At 69.0% G+C, this 25,462-nt stretch carries 24 protein-coding genes and 1 tRNA gene; 18 read left to right on the forward strand and 7 right to left on the reverse strand.

Annotated features, from left to right (window positions below; translation table 11 throughout):
* Nucleotides 1-25: 25 nt before the first annotated feature.
* Nucleotides 26-2,362 carry a TonB-dependent receptor gene (locus MWN33_RS14655; RefSeq protein ID WP_247201779.1) on the reverse strand — a complete coding sequence of 779 codons (2,337 nt, stop codon included), beginning with the start codon at nt 2,360-2,362 and terminating at the stop codon, nt 26-28.
* Nucleotides 2,363-2,619: 257 nt separating this feature from the next.
* Here MWN33_RS14655 and MWN33_RS14660 point away from each other — a divergent pair, with 257 nt between their 5' ends.
* From MWN33_RS14660 to MWN33_RS14670, 3 genes are all read left to right on the forward strand, one after another.
* Entirely contained in the window at nt 2,620-3,618 is a 999-nt protein-coding gene (locus tag MWN33_RS14660) for a tetratricopeptide repeat protein (RefSeq protein ID WP_247201780.1), read from the forward strand.
* A 245-nt stretch (nt 3,619-3,863) separates the two neighbouring features.
* Complete coding sequence (locus MWN33_RS14665; RefSeq protein ID WP_247201781.1) at nt 3,864-5,186, forward strand: hypothetical protein; 1,323 nt, start codon at nt 3,864-3,866, stop codon at nt 5,184-5,186.
* Between the two features lie 168 nt (nt 5,187-5,354).
* Nucleotides 5,355-6,266 (forward strand): diacylglycerol/lipid kinase family protein, encoded by a 912-nt coding sequence (locus MWN33_RS14670; protein ID WP_247201782.1) that lies wholly within the window; start codon nt 5,355-5,357, stop codon nt 6,264-6,266.
* A 7-nt stretch (nt 6,267-6,273) separates the two neighbouring features.
* Here the strand turns inward: MWN33_RS14670 and MWN33_RS14675 are convergent, their stop codons facing one another.
* Nucleotides 6,274-6,999, reverse strand: coding sequence for an SIMPL domain-containing protein (locus tag MWN33_RS14675; protein ID WP_247201783.1), 726 nt, complete (start codon nt 6,997-6,999; stop codon nt 6,274-6,276).
* Between the two features lie 275 nt (nt 7,000-7,274).
* Between MWN33_RS14675 and MWN33_RS14680 the strand changes: the two genes are divergently transcribed.
* Both MWN33_RS14680 and MWN33_RS14685 read left to right on the forward strand, forming a co-directional pair.
* A tRNA-Ile gene (locus MWN33_RS14680) sits at nt 7,275-7,350 on the forward strand.
* A gap of 59 nt (nt 7,351-7,409) precedes the next feature.
* On the forward strand, nt 7,410-7,700 hold the full coding sequence (locus MWN33_RS14685) for a hypothetical protein (protein WP_247201784.1): 291 nt from the start codon (nt 7,410-7,412) through the stop codon (nt 7,698-7,700).
* A 22-nt stretch (nt 7,701-7,722) separates the two neighbouring features.
* Here the strand turns inward: MWN33_RS14685 and MWN33_RS14690 are convergent, their stop codons facing one another.
* A complete protein-coding gene (locus MWN33_RS14690) occupies nt 7,723-8,346 on the reverse strand; it encodes a glutathione S-transferase family protein (protein ID WP_247201785.1) in 624 nt (207 codons plus the stop codon).
* Nucleotides 8,347-8,550: 204 nt separating this feature from the next.
* Between MWN33_RS14690 and ilvD the strand changes: the two genes are divergently transcribed.
* The 5 genes from ilvD (at nt 8,551) to MWN33_RS14715 (ending at nt 13,952) form a co-directional block, all read left to right on the forward strand.
* Nucleotides 8,551-10,383, forward strand: coding sequence for a dihydroxy-acid dehydratase (gene ilvD, locus MWN33_RS14695; RefSeq protein ID WP_247201786.1), 1,833 nt, complete (start codon nt 8,551-8,553; stop codon nt 10,381-10,383).
* Between the two features lie 88 nt (nt 10,384-10,471).
* On the forward strand, nt 10,472-10,777 hold the full coding sequence (locus MWN33_RS14700) for a zinc ribbon domain-containing protein YjdM (RefSeq protein WP_247201787.1): 306 nt from the start codon (nt 10,472-10,474) through the stop codon (nt 10,775-10,777).
* A gap of 120 nt (nt 10,778-10,897) precedes the next feature.
* Entirely contained in the window at nt 10,898-11,194 is a 297-nt protein-coding gene (locus MWN33_RS14705; RefSeq protein ID WP_247201788.1) for an HdeA/HdeB family chaperone, read from the forward strand.
* 175 nt (nt 11,195-11,369) lie between these two features.
* Complete coding sequence (locus MWN33_RS14710; RefSeq protein ID WP_247201789.1) at nt 11,370-11,720, forward strand: hypothetical protein; 351 nt, start codon at nt 11,370-11,372, stop codon at nt 11,718-11,720.
* A gap of 159 nt (nt 11,721-11,879) precedes the next feature.
* The gene (locus MWN33_RS14715) at nt 11,880-13,952 is read left to right on the forward strand and encodes an ATP-dependent helicase (protein WP_247201790.1); all 2,073 of its coding nucleotides are present in this window, start codon (nt 11,880-11,882) and stop codon (nt 13,950-13,952) included.
* Nucleotides 13,953-13,967: 15 nt separating this feature from the next.
* Here MWN33_RS14715 and MWN33_RS14720 read toward each other — a convergent pair whose 3' ends face one another.
* Nucleotides 13,968-14,195: a helix-turn-helix domain-containing protein gene (locus tag MWN33_RS14720; protein WP_247201791.1), complete on the reverse strand. Its 228-nt coding sequence runs from the start codon at nt 14,193-14,195 to the stop codon at nt 13,968-13,970.
* Nucleotides 14,196-14,291: 96 nt separating this feature from the next.
* On the opposite strand from MWN33_RS14720, the gene MWN33_RS14725 reads away from it, so the two are divergent.
* From MWN33_RS14725 to mnhG, 6 genes are read left to right on the forward strand one after another with little or no spacing between them, the layout of a single operon-like run.
* A complete protein-coding gene (locus MWN33_RS14725; protein WP_247201792.1) occupies nt 14,292-17,201 on the forward strand; it encodes a monovalent cation/H+ antiporter subunit A in 2,910 nt (969 codons plus the stop codon).
* Nucleotides 17,201-17,551, forward strand: a complete 351-nt coding sequence (locus MWN33_RS14730; protein WP_247201793.1) for a Na+/H+ antiporter subunit C — start codon at nt 17,201-17,203, stop codon at nt 17,549-17,551. The genes MWN33_RS14725 and MWN33_RS14730 overlap by 1 nt, the downstream gene beginning before the upstream one ends.
* The gene (locus tag MWN33_RS14735) at nt 17,548-19,212 is read left to right on the forward strand and encodes a monovalent cation/H+ antiporter subunit D (protein WP_247201794.1); all 1,665 of its coding nucleotides are present in this window, start codon (nt 17,548-17,550) and stop codon (nt 19,210-19,212) included. Before MWN33_RS14730 ends, MWN33_RS14735 begins: the two co-directional genes overlap by 4 nt.
* Nucleotides 19,213-19,217: 5 nt before the next feature.
* Nucleotides 19,218-19,706 (forward strand): Na+/H+ antiporter subunit E, encoded by a 489-nt coding sequence (locus MWN33_RS14740; protein WP_281493798.1) that lies wholly within the window; start codon nt 19,218-19,220, stop codon nt 19,704-19,706.
* Entirely contained in the window at nt 19,703-19,987 is a 285-nt protein-coding gene (locus tag MWN33_RS14745) for a K+/H+ antiporter subunit F (RefSeq protein WP_247201796.1), read from the forward strand. Before MWN33_RS14740 ends, MWN33_RS14745 begins: the two co-directional genes overlap by 4 nt.
* Nucleotides 19,984-20,346 (forward strand): monovalent cation/H(+) antiporter subunit G, encoded by a 363-nt coding sequence (gene mnhG, locus MWN33_RS14750; RefSeq protein WP_247201797.1) that lies wholly within the window; start codon nt 19,984-19,986, stop codon nt 20,344-20,346. Before MWN33_RS14745 ends, mnhG begins: the two co-directional genes overlap by 4 nt.
* A 35-nt stretch (nt 20,347-20,381) precedes the next feature.
* On the opposite strand, the gene MWN33_RS14755 is transcribed toward mnhG, so the two are convergent.
* Together MWN33_RS14755 and MWN33_RS14760 are read right to left on the reverse strand one after the other, a co-directional pair.
* Nucleotides 20,382-20,639 carry a hypothetical protein gene (locus tag MWN33_RS14755; RefSeq protein ID WP_247201798.1) on the reverse strand — a complete coding sequence of 86 codons (258 nt, stop codon included), beginning with the start codon at nt 20,637-20,639 and terminating at the stop codon, nt 20,382-20,384.
* A 59-nt stretch (nt 20,640-20,698) separates the two neighbouring features.
* Nucleotides 20,699-22,555, reverse strand: coding sequence for a sigma-54-dependent Fis family transcriptional regulator (locus MWN33_RS14760; protein ID WP_247201799.1), 1,857 nt, complete (start codon nt 22,553-22,555; stop codon nt 20,699-20,701).
* A 238-nt stretch (nt 22,556-22,793) separates the two neighbouring features.
* On the opposite strand from MWN33_RS14760, the gene adh reads away from it, so the two are divergent.
* Together adh and MWN33_RS14770 are read left to right on the forward strand one after the other, a co-directional pair.
* Nucleotides 22,794-24,311, forward strand: a complete 1,518-nt coding sequence (gene adh / locus MWN33_RS14765) for an aldehyde dehydrogenase (RefSeq protein WP_247201800.1) — start codon at nt 22,794-22,796, stop codon at nt 24,309-24,311.
* A 70-nt stretch (nt 24,312-24,381) separates the two neighbouring features.
* Complete coding sequence (locus MWN33_RS14770; protein WP_247201801.1) at nt 24,382-24,822, forward strand: DUF779 domain-containing protein; 441 nt, start codon at nt 24,382-24,384, stop codon at nt 24,820-24,822.
* A 109-nt stretch (nt 24,823-24,931) separates the two neighbouring features.
* On the opposite strand, the gene MWN33_RS14775 is transcribed toward MWN33_RS14770, so the two are convergent.
* Complete coding sequence (locus MWN33_RS14775) at nt 24,932-25,258, reverse strand: hypothetical protein (protein WP_247201802.1); 327 nt, start codon at nt 25,256-25,258, stop codon at nt 24,932-24,934.
* Between the last annotated feature and the right edge of the window lie 204 nt (nt 25,259-25,462).

Below are 25,462 nucleotides of genomic sequence, written 5' to 3' on the forward strand. Positions count from 1 at the left end.
GACGGTCAGTCCGAAGACGGCGCGATCAGAAGGTCGCGCCGATGGTCAGGGTGAAGGTGCGGCCGGAGGCCGGCACCGCGCGGTTGCCCCAGCCCGCAGCGTAGTTCAGCTCGTCGGTCAGGTTGTAGCCGTTCAGCGCGATCCGGTAGTTCTCGTACTTGTACGAGAGCAGCGCATCGAGCGAGAAGGTGTCGGGGATGATCGCCGTGTTGGCGCTGTTGGTGTAGTACTGGTCGGCATAGGTGATGCCGGCGCCCACCAGCAGCTGGCCCGGCAGCGTCGTCCACAGGCCCTTGGTCAGGTCGTAGGTCGTCCACAGGGTGAAGTTGTTCGGCGACACGAAGGGCACCTCGTTGCCGACATAGCTGTCCGTGGTCGAGGTCAGGATCTCGCTGTCGTAATAGGCGTAGGCCGCCTGGATCGTCCACGCGTCGGTGATGTTGCCGGTCATGCCGAGCTCGACGCCCTGCACGCGCTGCTTCTCGCCGGTCTCCACCGTGTCGAACGTCACCGGGTCGACGTAGTAGGCGTTGCTCTTTTCGACGCGGAACAGCGAGCCGGTGAAGCCGAGGCGGCCGCCGAGCGTGGAGATCTTGAAGCCGGCCTCGTAGGTCTCGTTCTCTTCCGGCTCCAGATTGTTCTGGGTGGGGTTCACGACCGTGATGTCGTTGGTCGGGAACATGCCCTGCGGCGAATAGGAGCGCGCCCAGGAGACGTAGTAGGTCTGCTCGGCGGTCGGCTCCCAGATCACGCTGGCCTTGGGGCTCCAGAACTGGGTCGTGCTGTCGGCATTGACCCACTGCGACGGGACGCCCACGATCGGGCAGGTGGTGCTGCCGCCATTGACGCACAGATAGCTGTAGTCGGCGCTGTAGCTGTCGTAGCGGATGCCGCCCAGGATCGAGAGCTGGTCGGTCAGCCACACGCGGTCGCTGGCGAACAGGCCGACATCGGTGGCGGTCGAGTTGCGCTGGCCGTTATTGCCGAGCGGATTCTCGTAGAGGAAATAGCCGGTGGTGTTCTCGTAGATCGGGTTCCAGATCGTCGAGGTGCCCTTGGAGCCGTTCACCGAGACCAGCGTGCGCTCGTCATTGACGAAGTACATATCGAGGCCGGCGATCACCTCGTGGCGCAGGAAGCCGGTGTTGAACTTCGCGATGGCCGTAGTGATGTTCTGGCCCGACCAGCTTTCCTGGATGAAGCCGGGATTGCCGCCGCCGAAGCTGATCGCCGGGTTCAGCCCGTCGAAGAACTGGCCGGTGCAGCTGGCCTCGTAGCCCGCCTCGCCGCTCAACCCCGTCGTCGTCGCTCCGCAGCCCGGCACCGTGGTCGCGAAGTTCCGGGTGTAGTAGCCGACGCGCGAATCGTTGGTCACCGTCAGCCAGTCGTTCACCTCGCGCTTGAAGTTGGCGGTGAACATGTTGGCCTCGGTGTCGTCGTGATCGGTCACCTTGCCGTAGAAGGTCGAGCGCGGCACGCCCCATTCCGTCACCGGCTTGCCGACCGAACCGAAGCGCGCCACGTCGCTGTAGCCGGGCGTCACCACCGGCACGCCGTAATCCGGGGTGCGGCTGCCGTTCTGGTAGAGATAGTTGAGGTGAAGGGTCTGGTCGGTGCCGAGGCCGAAGCCGAGGTCGGCCATCAGGCCGTAGCGGTTCGATTCCACGTGGTCGCGGTCGGCCACGTCCTGCTCGTTGACCATGCCGACGATGCGGAAGGCGGTGGTGGCGTCGAGCTGCTTGTTGAGGTCGATGACGCCGCGATAGAGCGGGCCGGAACCGAACTGGCCCTCGAAATCATACTTGTCGCCGAGATGGGCCTGCTTGAGCGTGGAGTTGATCACGCCGCCCGTGGTGCCGGCGCCGAAGCTCTCCGAGGAAGGGCCCTTGAGCACCTCGACGCTCTCATACGCGAAGCTGTCGCGGACATAGACGCCGAAGTCGCGCAGGCCGTTGATGTAGACGTCGCCCTTGGACTGGAAGCCGCGGATGCGGAACTGGTCGCCGTTCATGCCGCCGCCGCCCTCGCCGATGCCGACGGTGACGCCGGGAACGTTGCGCAGCGCCTGTTCGAGCGTGGTGACGCCCTGCTGCTGCATGGTCTCTTGCGTGATGACCTGAACGACCTGCGGGGTGTCCTGCACCGTGCCGGGCAGACGCGAGATGCCGGTGGTGGCCTCCAGCGTATTGGCCGGCGAGCCTTCGCCTTCCACCGTCACGGTCGGCAGCTCTTCTTCCGTCGCAGCCGTGCTCGCCTGCTGCGCGGAAGCCGCGAAGATCGGCAGCGCCGACATGGTGACGGCAAGGCCGGCGGTGAGGGCCGCATTCGGCGCAGTATCCCGTAGCGTCTTCAATGTCTTCATTGGACACAAACCCCTTATGAATTGCTTGATTTGGCTATTAGACGTGATTCCAAGCCGTTTCAAACATTATGTTTTTTATCTGTTCCAACATCGACTTCTTACATCGATTCAAATCTCTAGTTTTAAATTATTCAAATCTAAAACGTGAGCGGGCGCCTTGCCGTTTCTCTACGTCAGACCTTATGTGACGAAAGGATTTCGGGCGACGTCCGTGCGTCACGCGCGGCCTGCCCGGCAGCGACGAAAACGGCAAAGTCATGCGCGACGAGTGGATTTCCTTTACCGAGCTCCAGCGAATGGGGCCGGAACTGTTGCGCGAACGCATCAGTGAGCAGCCCGGACAGGCCGCCCGCTGGGTGGAGGCGGCGGCACTCAACGGGCTGGTCAACGCGCAGATCGCCTGGGGGCAGATGCTGGTCGACGGCCACGGCGTGGCGCGCGACCCGCAGGCGGGCCTGCGCTGGTTCCGCGTCGCCGCCGAGGCCGGCAGCGCGGAGGGCATCAACATGGTCGGCCGCTGCCACGAGCTCGGCTGGGGCGTGCCCGCCGACCCGAGGGCGGCCGCCTGCTACTACCGACAGGCCGCCGAGGCCGGGCACGGCTGGGCGCAGTTCAACCTCGCCACCCTGCTGCTGCACGGCAGCGGCGTCGCGCCCGACCGGCGCGAGGCGCTCGCATGGTACGCGCGCGCGGCCCGGCGCGGCGACGCCCGGGCAAAGGCGATGTCGATGATCGGGCGCTATCTCGAACTGGGCTGGGACCGCGCTGCCCGTCCGGCGGCGGCGCTGCGCTGGTATGCGCGCGGGGCGGCCGGCGACGATTATCGAGGCCTGTTCGACCATGCCCGCCTGACGCTGGAATTGACCGGCGACGTCGGAAGGGCGCGCGAGGGGTTCGCCCGTGCCATCGAACGCGGCGTGCCCGCCTTCTGCCGCCACGTCGCCGAGGCGCTGCGCGCCGCGCCGCAGCCTGAGCTGCGCCGGCTGGCCCTACACGCGCTCGAACGCGCGGCGGAGACCGGGGAACCGGCCGATCTGCGCCGCTACGCCGGCGCGCTTGCCGAAGGCCTCGGCGGCACGCCCGATCCGCAGACGGCGGCGCGCCTTTTCGCCCGGGCGCGGGAGGCCGAGCAGGCCGGGCTCGCCGTCCCTCGCGAGGACCTCGCTTCGCGCCCGCCGGCAGGGCCGCGCACACGGCTCGCCGCGCTGGTCCGGCAGATGAAGGCAGCGCTGACGCTTCGCCACAATCCGCGGTGAGCGTTCAACATCTCGTGTACAACCGGCGACGCCCTACCCTTCCGAGTACCGACGATGGAACCGCATGGTACCGAAAAGCGGCGCAAATACTGTTATACCAACAAAATCGCAGCATTTCCCACGGTCTGCTTCTGAAACCCTGAGTAAGCCCTCCGCTTTAATCCTCCGGGCGGCGGACAATCGGGCCTGCACGCCCTCAAACGGAGAGCGTTGCAATGTTGAAAGTCGAAAAGAACATACGAGGATTGGCCCTGATAGGCACAAGCGTGCTGGCGGTCTCGCTGCTGCTCGCGGCGACAGCGGATGCCGGGCCCGGCGGCCGCGGCGGGCCCGGCGGCTTCGGCGGTGGCGGTGTCGGTCGCAGCAGCGGCGGCCTCGGGGGTCTCGGCGGTGCGGTCGGCGGCGGCGGCCGCTCGGTCGGCGGTGCCGTGTCGGGCGTTGGCCGTTCGGTCGGCGGGGCGGTCTCAGGTCTCGGCCGTGCCACCGGCGGCGCGGTGTCGGGCGTGGGTAATTCGCTTGGCGGCGTCGGCTCGGCCTCCGGCGTAGGCAGCGCTGCCTCAGGCATCGGCGGCGCCGTCTCGGGCGTCGGCAGCGCGGTGTCGAGTGTCGGGGACGCGGTGGGCAGCATCGGCGACGCGGCGGGCGGCGGCGTGACCGGTGCCACCTCCGGCCTCGGCTCGGCTGTCGGCTCGGCGCTGGGCGGCGTCGGCGACACCATCACGCGTGACACGGCGCGCGGTGACTCCACCACCTCCGCTACGGGCCGCGCGCCGGTCTCCGCCAATGTGGTCGGCGTGCAGGTCGACCTGCTGCGTCGCCGCGCGCCGCTCGCCTTCGGCCGCGCCCCCAGCGGCAACGTCGCCGACGTCAATGCGCAGCTCCTCGGCGAGCGCGGCGTCACGGCGGACGCCACGGTCGGTTCGACGCGCTCCCGCGCGGTCGGGGCCGATGCCCGGCTCGGGATCGGCGGCGCGCGCGGCGTGGCGACCAATGTGGATGCCACCGTCGGGGATCGCCGTCCGGCCTCGCGCAGCCTCGCCAACGCCAATGTCGGGGTGCGGACCCTTGGCGCGCGCGGCGTCGCGGCGGATGTCGACGCCACCGTGGCGGGCCGCAGTCCGGCTTCCAGCAGCGTGGCTGACGCGAATGTCGGCATCTCGGCCTTCGGTCCGCGCGGCGTGAACAGCCAGACAAGCGCCGTGGTCGGCGGCTCGCAGGCGGCCGACATTGACAGCACCACCACCATCGGCGGCCCGAGGGGCGCCCGGGCGAGCGCGAGCGTCGACGTCGGCGGCTCCAGCACGGCGGCGGTCGGTGTCGGTATCGGCATCGGCGGCGGCGGCACCGGCACGCCCGGCGGCCCGGGTACGCCCGGCGGGCCCGGCACCCCCGGTGGTCCCGGCGTGGGCCCCGGCACGACGCCCGGCACTGCGGCCGGTGCACCCGCGCGCAGCCCCGCCTCCAGCGACATGGCGGCCAAGAAGATGCGCTGCACGGGCGTGCTGTCCGATGTGCGCTCCTACGATGCCGGCCTCGTCGCGCTGTGCCGCGACCTCGTGGGCGGCTGAGCATGTCCAAGCTGAACGTGCCGTCCCGGCCCCGCGCCGGGACGGCATTTTCACGACCTGACCTGCTGCGCCTTCACTTCCCCAAAGGAACGTCTTCGCATCGTATGAATTGCAGGGAATGATCCCCGCCGCGCCGCCGATTCCGGCTGCACGATTCGCACGGTCCCGATGCGCCATCTCCTCGTCCTGCTGAACGCCCGCGCCGGCACGCTCCTCGACCGCGACGCGGAGGAGGTGCGCTCCCTTGTCGAGCAGGCGCTGGAAGGCGCCGGCCGCACGGTCGAGGTGCATCTGCTGGGCGGCAAGAACCTCGTGCGCGCCATCCGCGAGTCCGGGCGCGGCGACCACGACACGGTGATCGTGGGCGGCGGCGACGGCAGCGTGAGCCTGGCGGCGCGCAGCCTCGAAGGCACCGGCAAGACGCTCGGCATCCTGCCGCTCGGCACGCTCAACCTGCTGGCCCGCGACCTCGGCATGCCCACCGACATCGAGGCGGCGCTCGCGGCCCTCGACGCGGCGCAGCCCCGCGCCATCGACCTCGCCGCGCTGAACGGGCGCCCGTTCCACACCATTTCCGGCATGGGCTTCTTCAGCCAGATGGCGCGCGCCCGCGAGACGGCACGGCAATGGAAGCTATGGCGCTTCCTCGCCGTCGCCATAGCCGCCATCTATGCGCTGCGGCGCAGCGGGCGCTTCGACCTCGACGTTACGGTGGACGGCACCGAGCACCGCTTCAGCGCCTTCGCCGCGCTGCTGTCGGTCAACCGCTTCAGCGGTCCCGGCTGGCGGCGCGGCCGGCTCGACGAAGGCGTGCTGGAACTCCACGTCGCCGAGGACCGCGGCGCCCTCGCTTTGCTCAAGGCCGGCGCCGACATGGTGACGGACAGCTGGCGCGGCAATCCCGGCATCGTCAGCCTCACCGGCCGGCACATCGTGCTGCGCCGGCCGAACCGCAACCGCGTCTGGGTGTCGACCGATGGCGAGCTCGGCCGCGAGAACGTGCCGCTCGACTACCGCATCATGCCCGGCGCCCTGAAGGTGCTGGTGCCGCCGGCGCCGGACGAATCGGATTCCGAGTGAGGGCGCCTCAGCGCGGCTCGATCTCGTAGGTGATGGTGACCCCGGCGCGCAGCGTCGTCTCGCCCGCCTCCACCGGCACCGAATCCGCCTTCATCAGCGCCGGCGCCGCCGCGAACTGGCGCACCATCGGGCGCGCGCCGCCATCGGCGGCGATGGACACGACGCGCACCAGCCGCACCCCGCTCGCCTCGGCGATGATCTCGGCCTGGTGGCGGGCATCCTTCACCGCCGCGACGCGCGCCTCGTCCTCCAGCTTGCCGGGCTCGGCGATGTCGAAGGCGATGCCGCCGATCTGGTTGGCGCCCTTTGTGACGAGCTGGTCGAGCAGGTCGCCGAGCTTCGACAGGTCGCGCACCCGCACGGTGACGCCGTTGCTCACCTGGTAGCCGACGATGCGCGGGGCGTCGTTGCTGTCCTTCTTGGGCGGCGCGTAGCTCGGCTGCACCGAGAAGCCCGAGGTCGAGATGTCGCGCGGTTCGATGCCGGCCGCCTTGATCGCCTCGATCACCGCCGCCACCGCCGACGAATTGGCGTCCAGCGCCTCGCGCGCGGTCTTGCCCTCGCTCACCACGCCGGAGGAGAGCGTCGCGGTATCCGGCACGGCGCTCGCCGTCCCCTCCCCGCTCACGGTGAGCGTGGTGCGCCGGGCGCCGGCCGAAATCTCCTGCGCGGCGAGCGGCGACAGGCCGGCCACCAGCACGGCGGCGCACAGGGAGGCACGGATGAGCTTCATGATCTAACTTCCTCGAACCAGCCGGATGACGAAACGGCAGCCCCGACACCACTTCGGGAAGGCGGCGGCATTGCGGCGGGCCCGCCTTCACGGCGCAGCTCTACCTGGAAATGGCCGGCAAAGGAGACCCCGCGCGCGCCTTGCGCGCTTCCCGCGCACCCGTTTCCGCGCGGGTCGCGACGGCGACAGGTGGATGACCTTCGCCTCCCGGTTGGCGTCGTGCCACGCATTTGCTAGCTTCCGCCGCCCGCCGCCGCCCCAGCGCGCGCCGGAACGGGCCTGTAGCTCAATGGTTAGAGCCGACCGCTCATAACGGTCTGGTTGCAGGTTCGAGTCCTGCCGGGCCCACCAAATCCGCCGACCGGCAGGCCGGCCAAATGCCGGATATCGGGTCGACAAGGGAGGCTGCGATGCGTGCCCTTTTCCTCGCGGTGCTTTTCGCGGCGGCTCTTCCGCTCGCCGCGCAGGCGCAGCCGCAGCCCGATTCGCTCGTCACGCGCTGCGCGGACCTTCGGGCGCTGGTGCAGCGCGAGGGCGCAGCCGTCATCAGCACGGGGCCGAACCTCTACGACCGCTATGTCACCAATGCCGGCGCCTGCATGTCGCAGCGTTCCGAGCCGGCCTGGGTCCCGTCGGCCGACGTGAAGCAGTGCCTCGTCGGCCAGCGCTGCCGCGAGCGGCGCTACAAATACCGCAACTGAGGAAGCGCGGGCGGGCTGCGCCTCAGCCGGGCGGCATCATCGGCCCGCCGATCCCTTCCGCCCGCTGGAAGGCCGGACGCGCCTTGAGCCGTGCGAGATAGGCGGGAAGCGCGGGATGCGCGCCGAGGAGGCCGGTGCGTTCGGCCACCTCGATCAGGTAGCACATCTGGATGTCGGCCAGCGTGAGTTCCTCGCCCATCAGATAGGGGCGCCCGGCGAGCCGGCCGGAAATATGGTCGAGCGTCGCCTCCAGCGTCGGCGCGACGAAGGCCCTGAGCGCGTCGGTCATGCCGCCGGTGATGGCGCCGATGCGCATGGTCATGATCGGGAAGGCCGCCGTGCTCTCGGCATAGTGCAGCCACTCCTCATGGCGCCAATGCTCGGCGCTGCCGGGCGGCGGCGCGAGGCGGCCCTCGCCGTAGCGGTCGTTGATGTAGGTGAGGATGACGGCGGATTCGGCGAGCACGAGGTCGCCGTCCTGGATCACCGGCGCCTTGCCGAGCGGGTGGATCGCCCGCAGCGCCGGCGGCGCCTTGAAGCGCGCATCGCGCTCATGGCGGACGAGATCATAGGGCAGGCCAAGCTCCTCCATCAGCCAGATGAGGCGCGTCGAGCGCGAGAAAGCCAGATGGTGCAGCGTGATCACGGCGCGTCCCCCTTGGCGCCGGTTCCGGCGCGTCTCCCCCTCGCGCCGGTTCCGGCGCATGCCCTGTCCGGCAGCAGAGGACGTCCGCGCGCGATTGGCAAGCGGGCGCGCCGCCGGCACGCCGGCACCGCCGTGCGGGCGCGAAACGGTTGCGCGGGAAGGATGTGAGGCGCATAAGCGCGGCAAAGAGTTTGGAGGAATTCCATGCCCGCCTATCGCTCCCGCACCACGACCCACGGCCGCAACATGGCCGGCGCGCGCGGCCTCTGGCGCGCCACCGGCATGAAGGACGGCGATTTCGGCAAGCCGATCATCGCCGTGGTCAACTCCTTCACCCAGTTCGTGCCCGGCCATGTCCATTTGAAGGACCTCGGCCAGCTCGTGGCGCGCGAGATCGAGGCGGCGGGCGGCGTCGCCAAGGAATTCAACACCATCGCGGTGGATGACGGCATCGCCATGGGCCATGACGGCATGCTCTATTCGCTGCCCTCGCGCGAGCTGATCGCCGACAGCGTCGAATACATGGTCAATGCGCACTGCGCCGACGCCATGGTCTGCATCTCCAATTGCGACAAGATCACCCCCGGCATGCTGATGGCGTCGCTGCGCCTCAACATCCCGACCGTCTTCGTCTCGGGCGGCCCGATGGAGGCCGGCAAGGTGGTGCTGGGCGGCAAGACCCGCGCGCTCGACCTCGTCGACGCCATGGTCGCCGCCGCCGACGACCGCGTGTCGGAAGAGGACGTGCAGGTGATCGAGCGCTCGGCCTGCCCGACTTGCGGCTCCTGCTCAGGCATGTTCACCGCCAATTCGATGAACTGCCTGACCGAGGCGCTTGGCCTGGCTTTGCCCGGCAACGGCTCGACGCTGGCGACCCATGCCGACCGCAAGCGGCTGTTCGTCGAGGCGGGCCATGCCATCGTCGATCTCGCGCGCCGCTACTACGAGCAGGAAGATGCCAGCGTCCTGCCGCGCTCGGTGGCGAGCTTCGCCGCCTTCGAGAACGCGATGACGCTCGACATCGCCATGGGCGGCTCGACCAACACGGTGCTGCACCTGCTGGCCGCCGCGCATGAGGGCGAGGTGCCCTTCACCATGGCCGACATCGACCGGCTGTCGCGCCGCGTGCCGGTGCTGTGCAAGGTGGCGCCCGCCGTCGCCGATGTGCATGTCGAGGACGTGCACCATGCCGGCGGCATCATGGGCATTCTCGGCGAGCTCGACCGCGCCGGGCTGCTCGACACCTCCGTCAGCACCATCCACGCCCCGACGCTGGCCGCCGCGCTGGAGCACTGGGACGTGAAGCGCAATGCGAGCGAGGCGGTGCACGAGTTCTTCCGCGCCGCGCCGGGCGGCGTGCCGACGCAGGTCGCCTTCAGCCAGTCCGCCCGCTACGACGACGTCGATCTCGACCGCGAGAAGGGCGTGATCCGCGACTATGAGCACGCCTTCTCGCGCGACGGCGGCCTCGCCGTGCTCTACGGCAACCTCGCCGAGGACGGCTGCATCGTGAAGACGGCGGGCGTCGACGAGAGCATCCTCAAGTTCACCGGCACCGCCGTGGTGTTCGAGAGCCAGGACGACGCGGTGTCGGGCATCCTCGGCAACCGGGTGCAGCCGGGCCAGATCGTGCTCATCCGCTATGAGGGGCCGCGCGGCGGGCCGGGCATGCAGGAAATGCTGTACCCGACCAGCTACCTCAAATCGAAGGGCCTCGGAAAGGCCTGCGCGCTGATCACTGACGGGCGCTTCTCCGGCGGTTCCTCGGGCCTGTCCATCGGCCATGTCTCGCCGGAAGCGGCCGAGGGCGGCACGATCGGGCTGGTGCGCGAGGGCGACACGATCGAGATCGACATCCCCAACCGGCGCATCCATCTCGCGGTGGACGATGCCGAGCTGGCCGCCCGCCGCGAGGAGCAGCAGGCGCACGGCTTCAAGCCGGCCGCGCCGCGCAAGCGCAACGTGACGACGGCGCTCAAGGCCTATGCCGCGCTCGCCACCAGCGCCGCCAAGGGCGCGGTGCGGCAGGTGCCGTAACCCGCCGGAGCCGAGAGCCAGAGACCGGGAAGGCGGGGCCGCAAGCCTCGCCTTTTCATTTCACCGGATGACGACGCAGGAGGCCCGCATGGCCGACGACAACGACGCCTATGTCTATGACGAAGCCACCGGCGAGTGGCGCCCGGCCTCGGAAATGCTGGCCGCGCGCGCTGGCGTCGTCGAGGTGCGCGACGCCTCCGGCAACCTGCTGGCCGACGGGGATTCCGTCGTGCTCATCAAGGACCTGAAGGTCAAGGGCGCCGGCCAGACGCTGAAGCAGGGCACGGTCATCAAGACCATTCGCCTGACCGACGATCCGGACGAGATCGACTGCCGCTACGAGGGCATAAAGGGCCTCGTCCTGCGCACCGAATTCGTGCGCAAGCGCGGCTAGAAAGCGCAGCCGGGCGCGGCGGAATTCCGCCCGCGCCGCCGGGCGGGCGTCTCGGCGGCGGGCCGGTTCCATGGTAACGTCGGGTGGACCCGCGCCGGGTCTTCAATCCGCGAGTTCACCATGAAGAAGCTCGTCCTGGCCTTCGCCTTCTGCGCCCTTCCCCTCGCCGCCTCCTCCGGCGCGCGGGCGGACAAGATCGACCTCTCGACCACCACGTGTGCCCAGTTCCTCGAAAGCGACAAGACCGAGATCATGCTGACGCTGGCCTGGCTCGACGCCTACTACAAGGACGTCGACGCGCCGCCGGTGATCGACACCGACAAGTTCGTGGAGAACGCCGGCAAGCTCGGCGAATACTGCGCCGCCAACCCGTCCATCGGCCTCATCACCGCGACGGACGAGCTGTTCGGCGAGTAAGCCGCTTCCGGCAGATTTCCGCACCTGAGCACCGGCCGCGACAAAGCACTACCGAAGTAGTATCCATACTATTTTGCTTCCCTGCGGTAGTAAAATATTCGCGGCCGGATAGTCGTTCTTCGGAACAATCAACGGGATCATGGATTAACTCCGCATCAACAGGAGGAGAGATCCTATGATCAACGCCAAGATGACCTCGGCTGCCGCCCTGGCGGCCCTTCTCGCCCTCGGCGCGCCGGCCTTCGCCCAGTCCAGCGGCGGCATGGGCGGCGCTTCGTCGAACAGCGCGGCCGATTCCGACAGCGGCCGGACCAACACGCCCGGCGGCCTCGGCAGCTCGGAGAGCCGCTCCACCGATCCGGGTTCGGCCAATACCCGCTCGATGGGTTCCGGCATGAGCATGCCGGACAACGATCCGTCCGAGGGCCGCAATACCACCACCTCTGACCCGAGCGCGCCGACCAGTCCCGAGAACCGCAAGAGCAGCTCGGATCGCGACTGCACCAACGGCCAGGTGGCGTGCTGATCCACGCGCCGTCCGTTGCGACGAGGGCCGTCCTTCGGGGCGGCCCTTTTTCGTGGCGCGCGGGCCACGGCTGCAGGCACGCGCTCGGGGCTCGGTTGCGAACAAAACGCGAAACGTGCTCTCTGGACGGGTGATCCGCGCCCAGGGATTCGTCCGCCCATGCAGCCCGCCGCCTATCTCGACAAGCTGAACCCGCAGCAGCGGCGGGCGGTCGAGCATGGCGTGAGCGGTCCGGGCGACATCGCCGCGGGGCCGCTGCTCGTCATAGCCGGCGCCGGCTCGGGCAAGACCGACACGCTGGCGCACCGCGTCGCCCACCTCATTGTCAACGGCGCCGACCCGCGCCGCATCCTTTTGCTGACTTTCTCGCGCCGCGCCGCCGCCGAGATGACGCGCCGCGTCGAGCGCATCGCCGTGCAGGTGATGGGGCCGCAGGCGCGCCCGCTCATCGAGGGGCTGACCTGGGCCGGTACCTTCCACGGCGTCGGCGCGCGGCTGCTGCGCGACCATGCGCTGGAGATCGGCCTTGATCCGAACTTCACCATCCACGATCGCGAGGACAGCGCCGACCTGATGAACCTCGTGCGGCACGAGCTCGGCCTGTCGAAGACGGAGAAGCGCTTCCCCACCAAGGGTACGCTGATCGCGATCTATTCGCGGGCGGTGAATGCCGAGCAGCCGCTCGAAGAGGTGATCGGCCGCGCCTTCCCGTGGTGCGCGGGGTGGAGCGCCGAGCTGAAGGCGATCTTCTCGGCTTATGTCGAGGCCAAGCAGCGCCAGAACGTGCTCGATTACGATGACCTGCTGCTCTACTGGGCGCAGATGGCGGGCGAACCCGCGCTCGCGGCCGGCCTCTCCGCCCGCTTCGACCATGTGCTGATCGACGAATATCAGGACACCAACAAGCTGCAGGCGACCATCCTGCTGGGCCTCAAGCCCGACGGGCGTGGCCTCACCGTGGTCGGCGACGACGCGCAGTCGATCTATTCGTTCCGTGCCGCCAATGTGCGCAATATCCTCGATTTTCCCGGCCATTTCAGCCCGCGTGCCGACACCGTGATGCTGGAGCAGAACTACCGCTCCACCCAGCCCATCCTCGCCGCCGCCAATGCGGTGATCGACTTCGCCAGCGAGCGCTACGCCAAGAACCTGTGGTCCGAACGCACCTCCGCCGAGCGCCCCGTGCTGATGAGCGTGCGCGACGAGATCGAGCAGGCGAACTTCGTCGCCACCCGCGTGCTGGAGAACCGCGAGGACGGCATCGCCCTCAAGTCGCAAGCCGTGCTGTTCCGCGCCGCCCATCACAGCGGGCCGCTGGAGGTCGAGCTGACCCGCCGCAACATTCCCTTCGTGAAGTTCGGCGGGCTGAAATTCCTCGATTCTGCGCATGTGAAGGACGTGCTGGGCGTGCTGCGCTTCGTGGAGAACCCGCGCGACCGCGTGGCGGGCTTCCGCGCGCTGCGCCTGCTCTCCGGCCTCGGCCCCGCCACCGCCGGGCGCATCCTCGACGAGGTGGGCACGCACGGCACGCTGCTGCCGGCGCTGGAGGCGGTGACGCCCCCGCCCCGCGCGCAGGAGGAATGGCCGGCCTTCCTCGCGCTGGCGCGCGAGCTGAAAGCGCACGGCCCCGGCTGGCCCGGCGAGCTCGACCTCGTGCGGCAATGGTACGAGCCGCATCTGGAGCGGATCCACGAGGACGCGCCGAGCCGGCTCGCCGACCTCGTGCAGCTCGCGCAGATCGCCGCCGGTTATCCCTCGCGCGAGCGCTTTCTGACCGAGCTGACGCTGGACCCGCCCGACGCCACCAGCGCCGAGGCCGGCCCGCCCCATCTCGACGAGGACTATCTCATCCTTTCCACCATCCATTCCGCCAAGGGGCAGGAATGGAAGTCGGTCTTCGTGCTGAACGCGGTCGACGGCTGCATCCCGATCGACCTTGGCGCGGGCACGCGCGAGGAGATCGAGGAGGAGCGCCGCCTGCTCTATGTCGCCATGACGCGCGCGAAGGACAGCCTGCACCTCATGCTGCCACAGCGCTTCTTCGTGCACGGTCAGGCCGCGCGCGGGGACCGGCACGTCTACGCGGCGCGCACCCGCTTCATCCCGCCGATCATCCTCTCCCGCTTCAGCGCCGGCGCGTGGCCGCCGGCGCAGGCCGAGGCGCCCGGCAGCCGCGCCGAGCCGGCGGTGCGCATCGACATCGGCGCGCGCATGCGTTCCATGTGGAAGTGAGGCACGCCCTTCCGCTCAGCGGATGCGCACGCCCGGCCCGTGCTCGCCGGGCGGCAGCAACATGATTCCCGCTTCCTGCAGGGTCTGGACGAGCATGGATTCCGTGCCACGATGCAGCACGTGGCGGTGCCGCTCGAAATCACGGACGGTGCTGCGGGAAATGCCGGCGCGTTCGGCGAGATGCTCCTGTGTCCAGTTGAGCAGCCCGCGTGCGGCGCGGCATTGTTCGGGCGCCAATTCCATCGCTTTCGCCTTGCGTGAAGACGGCCAAATCAACCATAATGGGCGACATCTCGCAAGACTCTGAGGAAATCGCCCGCAGGGAGGCTCCCGCTACCTATGTCGAATGGCACGCTCCTCCTCGTCGCGCTGGCCCTGCCCTTCCTGGGCAGCATCGCCGCGGGGTTCCTGCCGACGCACGCGCGCAACGCGGCGGCGGTTCTGGCCGGGAGCGTGGCGGTCGCAGGGGCCGGCATCGTGGTGTTTCTCTATGCCGGCATCGCCGATGGCGAGCCGGTGCGGCTGTGGCTGCCGTGGCTGCCCATGCTCGGGCTGGATTTCACCCTGCGGCTTGACGGCCTCGCCTGGCTGTTCGCCATCCTCATCTTCGGCATCGGCGCGCTCGTCGTGCTCTATGCGCGCTACTACATGTCGCGCGAAGACCCGGTGCCGCGCTTCTTCTCCTTCCTGCTCGCCTTCATGGGCTCGATGATCGGCATCGTGGCCTCGGGCAATCTGGTGCAGCTCGTCTTCTTCTGGGAGCTGACGAGCCTGTTCTCCTTCCTGCTCATCGGCTACTGGCACCACTCGGCCACGGCGCGCGACGGCGCGCGCATGGCGCTCACCGTCACCGGCATGGGCGGGCTGTGCCTGCTGATCGGGGTGCTGCTGATCGGGCGCATCGTCGGCAGCTACGACGTCGACCAGGTGCTGGAGGCGCGCGACCTCATCGTCGACAGCAGCCTCTACGAGCCGGCGCTGGTGCTGATCCTTCTCGGCGCCTTCACCAAGAGCGCGCAGTTCCCCTTCCATTTCTGGCTGCCGCACGCCATGGCGGCGCCGACTCCGGTCTCGGCCTATCTGCACTCCGCCACCATGGTGAAGGCGGGCATCTTCCTGCTGATGCGGCTGTGGCCGGTGATGGCGGGCACCGATGCCTGGTTCTACCTCGTCGTCCCGGCGGGGCTGGTGACGCTGCTCATCGGCGCCTTCATCGCCATCTTCCAGCAGGACCTGAAGGGGCTGCTCGCTTATTCCACCATCAGCCATCTCGGGCTGATCACGCTGCTGCTGGGCCTCGGCAGCCCGCTGGCGGCGGTGGCGGCGGTCTTCCACACGCTGAACCACGCCATCTTCAAGGCCTCGCTCTTCATGGCCGCCGGCATCATCGACCATGAGACCGGCACGCGCGACCTGCGCAAGCTGAGCGGGCTCTACCGCTACATGCCCTTCACCGCGACGCTGGCCATGGTCGCCGCCGCCGCCATGGCCGGCGTGCCGCTGCTGAACGGCTTCATCTCCAAGGAGATGTTCTTCGCCGAGGCGGTGGCCGAGCATACCGGCTCGCTGCTCGACGACAGCCTGCCCTACTGGGCGACGCTGGCGGGCGTGTTCAGCGTCACCTATTCGCTGCGCTTCATCCTCGGCGTGTTCTTCGGTCCGCCCCCGGTCGGCCTCGCCCACCGCCCGCACGAGCCGGCGCACTGGATGCGCTTCCCCATCGAGCTGCTGGTGCTGATCTGCCTGATGATCGGCATCGTGCCCAGCCTCACCGTCGGCCCGGTGCTGGCGACGGCGGTGAGCGGGCTGCTCGAATCCGCCCCGCCCTATTACAGCCTCGCGCTCTGGCACGGCTTTACCCTGCCGCTGCTGATGAGCTTCATCGCGCTGGCCGGCGGCGTGCTGCTCTACGTCGCGCTGCGCCGCTATCTCGAAAGCGGAATCGAGGGGCCGCCGCTGCTGCGCGACTTCAAGGGCCAGCGCATCTTCGAGAAGCTGCTGGTAACGATCTCCTGGCAATGGGCGCGCGCCGCCGAGGCCGCGCTCGGCACCCGCCATCTCCAGCCGCAGATGCGCATCGTGGTGGCGCTGGCGGTGGCGGCGGCGCTCTCGCCCTTCATCGTCAACGGAGCGGTGGGCGCGGGGGGGCTGCCCGGCTCGCCGGTGGCGCCGGCCTTCGCGCTCCTGTGGGCGGTGGGCATCGCCTGCGCGCTCAGCGCAGCCTATCAGGCCAAGTACCACCGCTTCGCCGCGCTGGTGCTGGTCGGCGGCGCCGGCCTCGTCACCTGCGTCACCTTCATCTGGCTCTCCGCGCCGGACCTCGCCGTCACCCAGCTCCTCGTCGAGATCGTCACCACGGTGCTGCTGCTGCTCGGCCTGCGCTGGCTGCCCAAGCGGATCGAGAACGTCTATCCCTCGCGCCCGCCGCTGAAGGTGCTGGTGCGGCGCTGCATCGACCTTTCCATTTCCTGCTCGCTCGGCGGGCTGATGGCCTTCCTCGCCTATTGCCTGATGACCCGCCCGGTGCCCGACACGGTCTCGCGCTTCTTCGTCGAGCGCGCCTATACGGAAGGCGGCGGGCGCAACATCGTCAACGTCATCCTCGTCGACTTCCGCGGCTTCGACACCATGGGCGAGATCGTGGTGCTGTGCCTTGCCGCGCTCACCATCTTCGCCCTGCTGCGCCGCTTCCGCCCCGCGCCGGAGAGCATCGCCGCGCCCGAGCAGCAGCGGGTGCAGAACGCCTATGACGAGGCCGAGCCCGACCGATCGCCCGGCGACACCGTGACGGACTACATGCTGATCCCGCGCCTGATCATGAACTGGCTGTTCCCGGTCATCGCGGTGTTCGCGGTCTATCTCTTCATCCGCGGGCACGATCTGCCGGGCGGCGGCTTCGCAGCGGGCATCACGCTTTCCATCGCCTTCGTGGTGCAGTACATGGCGAGCGGCACGCGCTGGGTGGAGGACCATCTGCGCGTGCTGCCGCTGCGCTGGATGGGCATCGGCGTGCTCACTTCGGCGGCCACCGGGGCCGGCTCGTGGTGGTTCGGCTATCCGTTCCTCACCTCGCATTTCCAGTATCTGGACATCCCCTTCATCGGGAAGGTGCCGGCGGCCTCGGCGCTGCTGTTCGACCTCGGCGTGTTCTTCCTCGTGGTCGGCGCCACCGTGCTGATCCTCATCGCGCTCGCCCACCAGTCGCTGCGCAGCTCGCGCGCCGCGCAGGCCGCGGAGGGAGGCGACTGATGGAGATCATCCTCTCGATCGGCATCGGCGTCTTCGCCGCCTCGGGCGTGTGGCTCATCCTGCGCCCGCGCACCTATCAGGTGATCATCGGCCTCTCTCTCATCTCCTACGCGGTCAACCTGTTCATCTTCGCCATGGCGGGCGGCGGGCTGCGCGTCGACGCGCCGCCGATCATCGCCTCCGGCACGGCGGGCGACCCTTCCGCCCTTGCCGACCCCATCCCGCAGGCGCTGGTGCTGACCGCCATCGTCATTGGCTTCGCGATGACGGCGCTGTTCCTCGTCGTGCTGCTCGCCGCGCGCGGGCGCACCGGCACCGACCATGTCGACGGGCGGGAGCCTGAGCGATGACCGGAACGACGACCCCGTTGGTCGAGCATCTCGCAATCCTGCCGGTGCTGCTGCCGCTGGCGGTCGGCGCCTTCATGCTGCTGTTCGACGAGCGTCGGCGCCTGTTCAAGATGGTGCTGAGCCTCGCCACCGTGCTGGCGCTGCTTATCATCGCGATCACGCTGATCGTGATGGTGAACATGCCCTCGGGCGACCGCTGGTCCACCATCTTCGTCTACCCGCTCGGCAACTGGCCGCCGCCCTTCGGCATCGTGCTGGTGGTGGACCGGCTGGCGGCGATGATGCTGCTGCTGACGGCGCTGCTCGGCAGCGCGACGCTGCTCTTCGCCCTGGCGCGCTGGCACAAGGCGGGGCCGCGCTTCTACACGCTGTTCCTGCTGCTGCTGACCGGGCTGAACGGCGCCTTCCTCACCGGCGACCTGTTCAACCTGTTCGTGTTCTTCGAGATCCTGCTGGCCGCCTCCTACGGGCTGGTGCTGCACGGCTCGGGCACGGCGCGGGTGCGCGCGGGGCTGCACTACATCCCGATCAATCTCGTCGCCTCCTCGCTCTTCCTCATCGGCGTGGCGGTGATCTACGGCGTCACCGGCACGCTCAACATGGCGGACCTGAGCCGCATCGTGCCGACGCTGGACGGGCAGGCGCGGGTGCTGATGGAGGCGGGCGCGGCGGTGCTCGGCATCGCCTTCCTGGTGAAGGCCGGCATGTGGCCGCTCAGCTTCTGGCTGCCGACCACCTATGCCGCCGCCTGCGCGCCCATCGCGGCCATGTTCGCCATCATGACCAAGGTCGGCGTCTATGTGATCCTGCGCCTGTTCCTGCTGTGCTTCGGCGACGAGGCGGGCGCGTCGGAGGAATTCGGCGCGCTCTGGCTCTATTATGGCGGCATGGCCACCATCGCCTTCGGCGCCATCGGCGTGCTGGCCTCGCAGTCCATGCAGCGGCTGGGCGGCTATGCGGTGCTGGTGTCGTCCGGCACGCTGCTCGCCGCGATCGGCACCGGAAACAGCGCGGTGATCTCCGGCGCGCTCTACTACATGGCGACCTCGACGCTGGCGATCAGCGCCTATTTCCTCCTCGTCGAGCTGATCGAGCGCGGCCAGGCGGCCGGTGCCGACGTGCTCGCCGTGACGCTGGAGATCTTCGGCGATCCGGAGGAGGACATCGAGGACGAGGACGAGGAGGTCGGCGTCGCCATTCCCGCCACCATCGCCGTGCTGGGCGGCGCCTTCGTCGCCTGCACCGCGCTGCTGGCCGGCCTGCCGCCGCTCTCCGGCTTCATCGCCAAATTCGCCATGCTCTCCGCCCTCATCAACGAGGCCGGCGACATCCCCGCCTCGCACTGGGCCTTCGTGGTGCTGCTGATGCTCTCGGGCCTCGGCACGCTCATCGCCATGACGCGCAACGGCATCCGCACGTTGTGGGTGCCGGCGGAAAACGAGATTCCGCGCGTGCGCGCCATCGAGGCGATCCCGGTCGCCGGGCTGCTCTTCCTGTGCGCGGCGATGACGGTCGCGGGCGGGCCGACCATGCGCTACATGGAGGCCACCGCGCAGATCCTCTACTGGCCGCGCGAATATGCCCGCGAGGTGCTCGGAAGCGGGCCGACCTCGCCCGGCCGTTCCCAGACCACCCATCCGATAACGGGAGGCACGCCGTGAGCCTCCTGCGCAGGATACTGCCTCATCCCCTGCTCTTCCTCGCTTTGCTCGCCATGTGGCTGCTGCTGATGCAGAGCCTCTCGCCGGGCCAGCTGCTGCTGGGCTCCCTCGTCGCGTTCGGCGGCTGCTGGGTGATGGTGGCGCTCGATCCGCCGCCGGTGCGGATGCGGCGCCCGCAGGCGGCGATCCGGCTCGCCGGCCGGGTGTTCGTCGACGTATTCCGCTCGAATGTCGCGGTGGGGCGCATCATCCTGGGCGATGCCGAGCGGCGCACCCATTCCGGCTTCATGAGCCTGCGGCTCGACCTCACCAGCAGCTACGGCCTCGCCATCCTCGCCGTGGTGCTCACCTGCACGCCGGGCACGCAATGGGTGCATTACGACCCCGCGCGGCGCGTCCTGATGCTGCATGTGCTCGACCTCGTGGACGAGAAGGAATGGGTGCGCATCATCAAGCAGCGATACGAGGCCCTGCTGATGGAGATCTTCGAATGAACGCGGCAGCGATCCTCGGCTGGTCGATCACGCTGGCGCAGGTTCTGCTGGTGCTGGCCATGGCCTGCGCAGCGATGCGCTTCATCCGCGGCCCGCGCGCGCAGGACCGCATCATCGGCCTCGACACCTTCTACGTGAACGCCATGCTCGTGCTGCTCACGCTCGGCATACGCAGCGGCGCGACGCTCTATTTCGAGGCGGCGCTGGTCATCGGCATGCTCGGCTTCGTCGGCACGGTGGCGCTGTCGAAATTCCTCATGCGCGGCGAGGTGATCGAATGAGCGCGGCGCCCGACCTGCCGCTCTGGGCGGCGCTCCTCGTCTCCGCCCTCGTCATCGCCGGCGCGCTGGTCACGCTGATCGGCTCCATCGGCCTGTGGCGGCTGCCGGACTTCTATTCGCGGCTGCACGCGCCCTCGCTCGGCGCCACGCTCGGCACCGGTGCGATCCTCATCGGCTCGATGATCTGCTTTTCCGTGCTGCAGAGCCGGCCTCTGATCCATGAGGTACTCATCGGCCTGTTCGTCACCCTAACCACGCCGGTGACGCTGATGCTGCTGGCGCGCGCCTCGCTCTACCGCGACCGCGTGGAAGGCAACAGGGCCGCGCCCGAGCACGACCCCGAGCCGACCGAGCTCTGAGGCCCGGCCGGCGGCGCAGCGTCAGCGGCGCGCAGTCATCGACGCGGATCTTCGGATTCCTCGGGCGTGCCGTCGAGCGAGCCGTCCACCGTTCCCAGCGTATCCTTGTGGAAGCGCCCGCCGTCGCGACGCGTGTCCTTTCCGTCGCTGGGGCGGTTGTCGTTGTCCACCTCGTCGAGCGGCGGGGCGAGCGGATCGCTCACCTTGGTCAGCCGGTCGTCGAGCACGGCGTCGACATTGGCGGGATCGATGACGACGGGATTCTGGTCGAGCTGGCGGGGATCGCGAACCATGGGGGCCTCCGTTGCATGTGTGGAGCAACGGATGGGCGGGCTGGCGGGTTCCCTCGCCCTCAGGCGTGGAACAGCCGCCGGTAGAGCGTCGAGCGGTTGACGCCCAGCCGGCGCGCGGCCTGCGAGACATTGCCGCCGCAGGCGTCGAGCGCGCGCCGCATCGCCTCCACCGTCAGCGCGTCGAGCGTGTCGGCTGCCGCCGGTGCGGGCGGCGCAGTCGGCGCGGCGAGAATGTCGGCCGGCAGCATCTCTTCGCCCACCGGCCGGTAGGGCTCGGCCAGCGCGGCGAGCGCGCGCAGCGTGCCGGCGAGCTGGCGGAAATTGCCCGGCCATCCATACGCGGCCAGCCGCCGCTCGCAGCCCTCCGACAGGGTGAGCCGCGTATCGTCGACCAGCCGGCGCCACAGCGCGCGCACGAGGACGGCGCGGTCGGCAAGCGCGCGCAGCGGCGGCAGCTCCACCGTGTAATGGGCGATGCGGAAATAGAGGTCCTGCCGGAAGCTGCCGGCCTCCACCAGCGCGCGCAGATCGCGATGGGTGGCGCAGAGCAAGGCGAAATCCACCTTCACCGGCCGCCCGCCGCCGAGCGGGGCGACCTCCCGCTCCTGCAGCACACGCAGCAGCCGCGACTGAAGGGCGAGCGGCATGTCGCCGATCTCGTCGAGGAACAGCACGCCGCCATCGGCCTCGCGCAGCAGCCCTTTGCGGCCGTGCCGGCGCGCGCCGGTGAAGGCGCCGTCCTCATAGCCGAACAGCTCGGATTCGATCAGCGTCTCGGGGATCGAGGCGCAGTTCACGGCGACGAAGGGCCCGCCCGCGCGGCCGCTCAGCCGGTGTATCTCGCGCGCCGCCAGTTCCTTGCCGGTGCCGGTCTCGCCACGCACCAGCACGGGCACGTCGGCGTCCACCATGCGCACGGCGCGGCCGATCGCCTCGCGCTCCGGCGCGCCGAGCAGCGGGCCGGTCTCGCGCGGGGCCGGCACCGGGATGGCGGGCCGGACCACGTGGGATGCGCCGGCGCCGCCATCGAGCCGGACAAAGAGCGGTTGTCCGCCGGCGCCGCGCAGCGCCGCCGTCTCGCCATCTGCGCGCGGCAGGCGCTCCAGCAATTCGCCCGCCCGCGCCGCGCCGAGCGCCGACCAGTCGGCGCCAACAAGGCCGAGGCCGGTGCGGTTGGCCGCCACCAGCCGCTCGTCCTCGAACACCAGAACGCCCTCGCGCGCCGTGCCGAGCAGCGCCCGGTCGGCCTGCAGGCGCAGGACGCGGCGCCCGCCAAACCCTTCGTCGAAGAAGCGGTGCTCGATCTGCGCCACCGCCATGCGCACGAGGCCGAGCGCGTGGCGATGATCGACCGCCGCCGGGCCGGACAGGTCGAGCGCGCCGACGGTGTGGCCATAAGGATCGAGGATCGGCGCCGCCGAGCAGGAAAGGATGCCGTGCGGGTCGTAATAATGCTCGCCGCCATGCACGGCGATGGGCCGCCCCTCGACCAGCGCGGTGCCCACCGCATTGGTGCCCGTGGTGCTCTCGCCCCACAGCACGCCGGGGCGCAGCGCCACCTGCGCAGCGCGGGCGGCGAAATCGGCATGGCCGAGTGCGTCGAGGATCAGCCCGTCGGCATCGGTGAGGATGACCACGCAGCCGGTCTGCATGGCGTCGGCATAGAGGCTCTCGATCTCCGGCCGGCACAGCCGGCGCAGCCGCTCGTGCCGCTCGGCGATAGCGCTGAGCTCATGGGCGGTCAGCGGTTCGAGACGCGGCAGGGCGGCGCTGTCGAGCCCGCGCTCCTGACAGCGCTGCCACGAGCGCAGGATCGGCTCGGGCACCAGCGCGTCCAGCGGCCGGTCCTGCCGGGCGTGCTGGAAGAACTGCTTTCGCGCGGCGAGCACCGTTCGCGACGAGACCTCCTGGCGCATGCGATCCTCCCGGAGTGTTGCAAAATGCCACACATGTCGCAGGTCTTGTTGTTATTTCGGACAGTTGTTGCAAAGTTTTCGCGGCGCGTCCATGCGGATCATCATCACCCCTTCGGGAGAGATGCTCCGGCGCCAGCAATACCAACATCTTGCCGCCGTGCAGTATCGAATTTGTGCATTGCCGCAAAGGACTGGCACAGGCGCTGCAATTCTCGGACTCCCAGTCTGGGAGGACCCAATGAACAAGCCAGAACTCTCCATCACCAAGCAGTCGCCCTTCAAGGCCCGCTACGGCAATTTCATCGGCGGCCAGTTCGTCGAGCCGGTCGGCGGCCGCTATTTCGAGAACACCTCGCCCGTTACCGGCGGCGTGATCTGCGAGGTCGCCCGCTCGGACGCGGCGGACATCGAGAAGGCGCTCGACGCCGCCCATGCCGCCAAGGACGCCTGGGGCAAGACCTCGGCCGCCGAGCGCGCGCTGATCCTCAACAAGATCGCCGACCGCATGGAGGAGCATCTCGACCTCCTGGCGCTGGCCGAGACCTGGGACAACGGCAAGCCGATCCGCGAGACCACCGCGGCGGACATGCCGCTCGCCATCGACCATTTCCGCTATTTCGCCGGGGCGGTGCGCGCCCAGGAAGGCGGCATCAGCGAGATCGACCACGACACCATCGCCTATCACTTCCATGAGCCGCTCGGTGTGGTCGGCCAGATCATTCCGTGGAACTTCCCCATCCTCATGGCGGTGTGGAAGCTCGCCCCGGCCCTCGCCGCCGGCAATTGCGTGGTGCTGAAGCCGGCCGAACAGACCCCGGCCTCCATCCTCGTGCTGGTCGAGCTGATCGCCGACCTGCTGCCGCCCGGCGTGCTCAACATCGTCAACGGCTTCGGCCTGGAGGCCGGCAAGCCGCTCGCCAGCTCCAACCGCATCGCCAAGATCGCCTTCACCGGCGAGACGACGACGGGCCGGCTGATCATGCAGTATGCCAGCCAGAACCTCATCCCCGTCACGCTGGAGCTGGGCGGCAAGTCGCCGAACATCTTCTTCAAGGACGTGGTGGCCGAGGATGACGACTTCTTCGACAAGGCCGTCGAAGGCTTCGTCATGTTCGCGCTCAACCAGGGCGAGGTCTGCACCTGCCCCAGCCGCGCGCTGATCCAGGAAAGCGTCTATGACCGCTTCATGGAGAAAGCACTGAAGCGCGTCGAGGCGATCGTGCAGGGCTCCCCGCTCGATCCCGCGACCATGATCGGCGCGCAGGCCTCCTCCGAGCAGCTCGACAAGATCCTGTCCTATATCGACATCGGCAAGCAGGAGGGTGCGGAAGTCCTCACCGGCGGCGAGCGCAACAATCTCGGCGGCGACCTCGCCGGCGGCTTCTACGTGAAGCCGACCGTGTTCAAGGGCAGCAACAAGATGCGCATCTTCCAGGAGGAGATCTTCGGGCCGGTGGTTTCGGTGACCACCTTCAAGGACGACGAGGAGGCGCTCTCCATCGCCAACGACACGCTGTACGGCCTCGGCGCCGGCGTGTGGACCCGCGACGGCAACCGCGCCTACCGCTTCGGCCGCGCCATCCAGGCCGGCCGCGTGTGGACCAACTGCTACCATGCCTATCCCGCCCACGCGGCGTTCGGCGGCTACAAGCAGTCCGGCATCGGCCGCGAGAACCACAAGATGATGCTCGACCACTACCAGCAGACCAAGAACATGCTGGTCAGCTACAGCCCGAAGAAGCTCGGCTTCTTCTGATCCCACAGCCCGCCTCGGCGCCGCCCCGACACTTCCCCGGGGCGGCGCCTTTTTCTTCGGGGAGAGGTGCATGACCGATACAGCCCTGACAGATACGGCGCTGACGGAGAAGACAGGCGCGAGCGGCGGCGCCAAGGTCGAGCGCGTGCTGGCGACGCCGGCCGCGCTCGAACTCATCGCCACGCTCACCGCCGAATACGGCCCCGTGCTGTTTCACCAGTCCGGCGGCTGCTGCGACGGCTCCTCGCCCATGTGCTACCCGCGGGGCGACTACATTGTGGGCGACCGCGACGTGCGGATGGGCGAGATCGGCGGCGCGCCCTTCTACATGAGCCCGTCGCAGTTCGAATACTGGCAGCACACCCAGCTCATCATCGACGTGGTGCCGGGGCGCGGGGGCATGTTCAGCCTGGAGAACGGGCGCGACCAGCGCTTCCTCACCCGCTCGCGCCTGTTCGCCGAGGACGAGCTCGACCGGCTGGTGCCGACCCGCCAGGGTGCGGACGGCTGAGCCCGCCCGCGAGCGCACGGCGCCGCATAAACGAAAAACGCCATCCGGCGACGGATGGCGTTTCGTCATTCCCGGCTGCGCGACCCCGGCCCGAACGGGCCGGAGACCGTCACTGGCAGAGCAGGATGTCCTGCTCGCGGACGAGCCGGTACGTGTCGGAGAGCTTGGCGACGAAGCGGACGTCGCCCCCGCTGTTGAGGCAGTAGTCGACCAGCCGCCCCTCGCCCCAGCTGATGCGCACCGCGCGCGGATTGTAGCAGAGGTTCTGCAGCTCGATGCGGCCGGGAGAGGCGCTGATCTCGACCACGCAGGTGCGCTCCACCGCGCCCTGCAGATCGCTGCCGGCCCAGCGAGGCTGCGCGACGGCTACTCCGCCCAGCAGCGTCGCGCCGCAGGCCAGTGCCATTCCACCCGTTAGAATAGTCTTCTTGTCCATCGTACCGACCCCCGTCGAGCGTGGATATGGCAGCAGAATTTACACTTCGTTGCCCTTATGGCAACAAATTTGAAATTATTTTTCGTCTTTTTCGCGCGATATTCGAATTTTTCGGTGCCATCCGATATCTTCGCGCGCGGTGTGCACACACCGTCCGGCAGACCGCCTAACGGATTTGCAGCCGCTTGCGATGCTTCTTTTCGC

The sequence above is a fragment of the Ancylobacter koreensis genome (genome assembly GCF_023016525.1).
Lineage (GTDB): Bacteria > Pseudomonadota > Alphaproteobacteria > Rhizobiales > Xanthobacteraceae > Ancylobacter > Ancylobacter koreensis.

Excerpts from the sequence above, each read along its gene's own strand:
- MWN33_RS14720 (WP_247201791.1), bottom strand. The coding sequence starts at position 14,195 with ATGGAATTGGCGCCCGAACAATGCCGCGCCGCACGCGGGCTGCTCAAC.
- adh (WP_247201800.1), top strand. The coding sequence starts at position 22,794 with ATGAACAAGCCAGAACTCTCCATCACCAAGCAGTCGCCCTTCAAGGCC.
- MWN33_RS14755 (WP_247201798.1), bottom strand. The coding sequence starts at position 20,639 with ATGGTTCGCGATCCCCGCCAGCTCGACCAGAATCCCGTCGTCATCGAT.
- MWN33_RS14710 (WP_247201789.1), top strand. The coding sequence starts at position 11,370 with ATGATCAACGCCAAGATGACCTCGGCTGCCGCCCTGGCGGCCCTTCTC.
- mnhG (WP_247201797.1), top strand. The coding sequence starts at position 19,984 with ATGAGCGCGGCGCCCGACCTGCCGCTCTGGGCGGCGCTCCTCGTCTCC.
- MWN33_RS14725 (WP_247201792.1), top strand. The coding sequence starts at position 14,292 with ATGTCGAATGGCACGCTCCTCCTCGTCGCGCTGGCCCTGCCCTTCCTG.
- MWN33_RS14715 (WP_247201790.1), top strand. The coding sequence starts at position 11,880 with ATGCAGCCCGCCGCCTATCTCGACAAGCTGAACCCGCAGCAGCGGCGG.
- MWN33_RS14700 (WP_247201787.1), top strand. The coding sequence starts at position 10,472 with ATGGCCGACGACAACGACGCCTATGTCTATGACGAAGCCACCGGCGAG.
- MWN33_RS14660 (WP_247201780.1), top strand. The coding sequence starts at position 2,620 with ATGCGCGACGAGTGGATTTCCTTTACCGAGCTCCAGCGAATGGGGCCG.
- MWN33_RS14705 (WP_247201788.1), top strand. The coding sequence starts at position 10,898 with ATGAAGAAGCTCGTCCTGGCCTTCGCCTTCTGCGCCCTTCCCCTCGCC.
- MWN33_RS14730 (WP_247201793.1), top strand. The coding sequence starts at position 17,201 with ATGGAGATCATCCTCTCGATCGGCATCGGCGTCTTCGCCGCCTCGGGC.
- MWN33_RS14685 (WP_247201784.1), top strand. The coding sequence starts at position 7,410 with ATGCGTGCCCTTTTCCTCGCGGTGCTTTTCGCGGCGGCTCTTCCGCTC.
- ilvD (WP_247201786.1), top strand. The coding sequence starts at position 8,551 with ATGCCCGCCTATCGCTCCCGCACCACGACCCACGGCCGCAACATGGCC.
- MWN33_RS14745 (WP_247201796.1), top strand. The coding sequence starts at position 19,703 with ATGAACGCGGCAGCGATCCTCGGCTGGTCGATCACGCTGGCGCAGGTT.
- MWN33_RS14655 (WP_247201779.1), bottom strand. The coding sequence starts at position 2,362 with ATGAAGACATTGAAGACGCTACGGGATACTGCGCCGAATGCGGCCCTC.
- MWN33_RS14760 (WP_247201799.1), bottom strand. The coding sequence starts at position 22,555 with ATGCGCCAGGAGGTCTCGTCGCGAACGGTGCTCGCCGCGCGAAAGCAG.
- MWN33_RS14770 (WP_247201801.1), top strand. The coding sequence starts at position 24,382 with ATGACCGATACAGCCCTGACAGATACGGCGCTGACGGAGAAGACAGGC.
- MWN33_RS14675 (WP_247201783.1), bottom strand. The coding sequence starts at position 6,999 with ATGAAGCTCATCCGTGCCTCCCTGTGCGCCGCCGTGCTGGTGGCCGGC.
- MWN33_RS14775 (WP_247201802.1), bottom strand. The coding sequence starts at position 25,258 with ATGGACAAGAAGACTATTCTAACGGGTGGAATGGCACTGGCCTGCGGC.
- MWN33_RS14670 (WP_247201782.1), top strand. The coding sequence starts at position 5,355 with ATGCGCCATCTCCTCGTCCTGCTGAACGCCCGCGCCGGCACGCTCCTC.
- MWN33_RS14735 (WP_247201794.1), top strand. The coding sequence starts at position 17,548 with ATGACCGGAACGACGACCCCGTTGGTCGAGCATCTCGCAATCCTGCCG.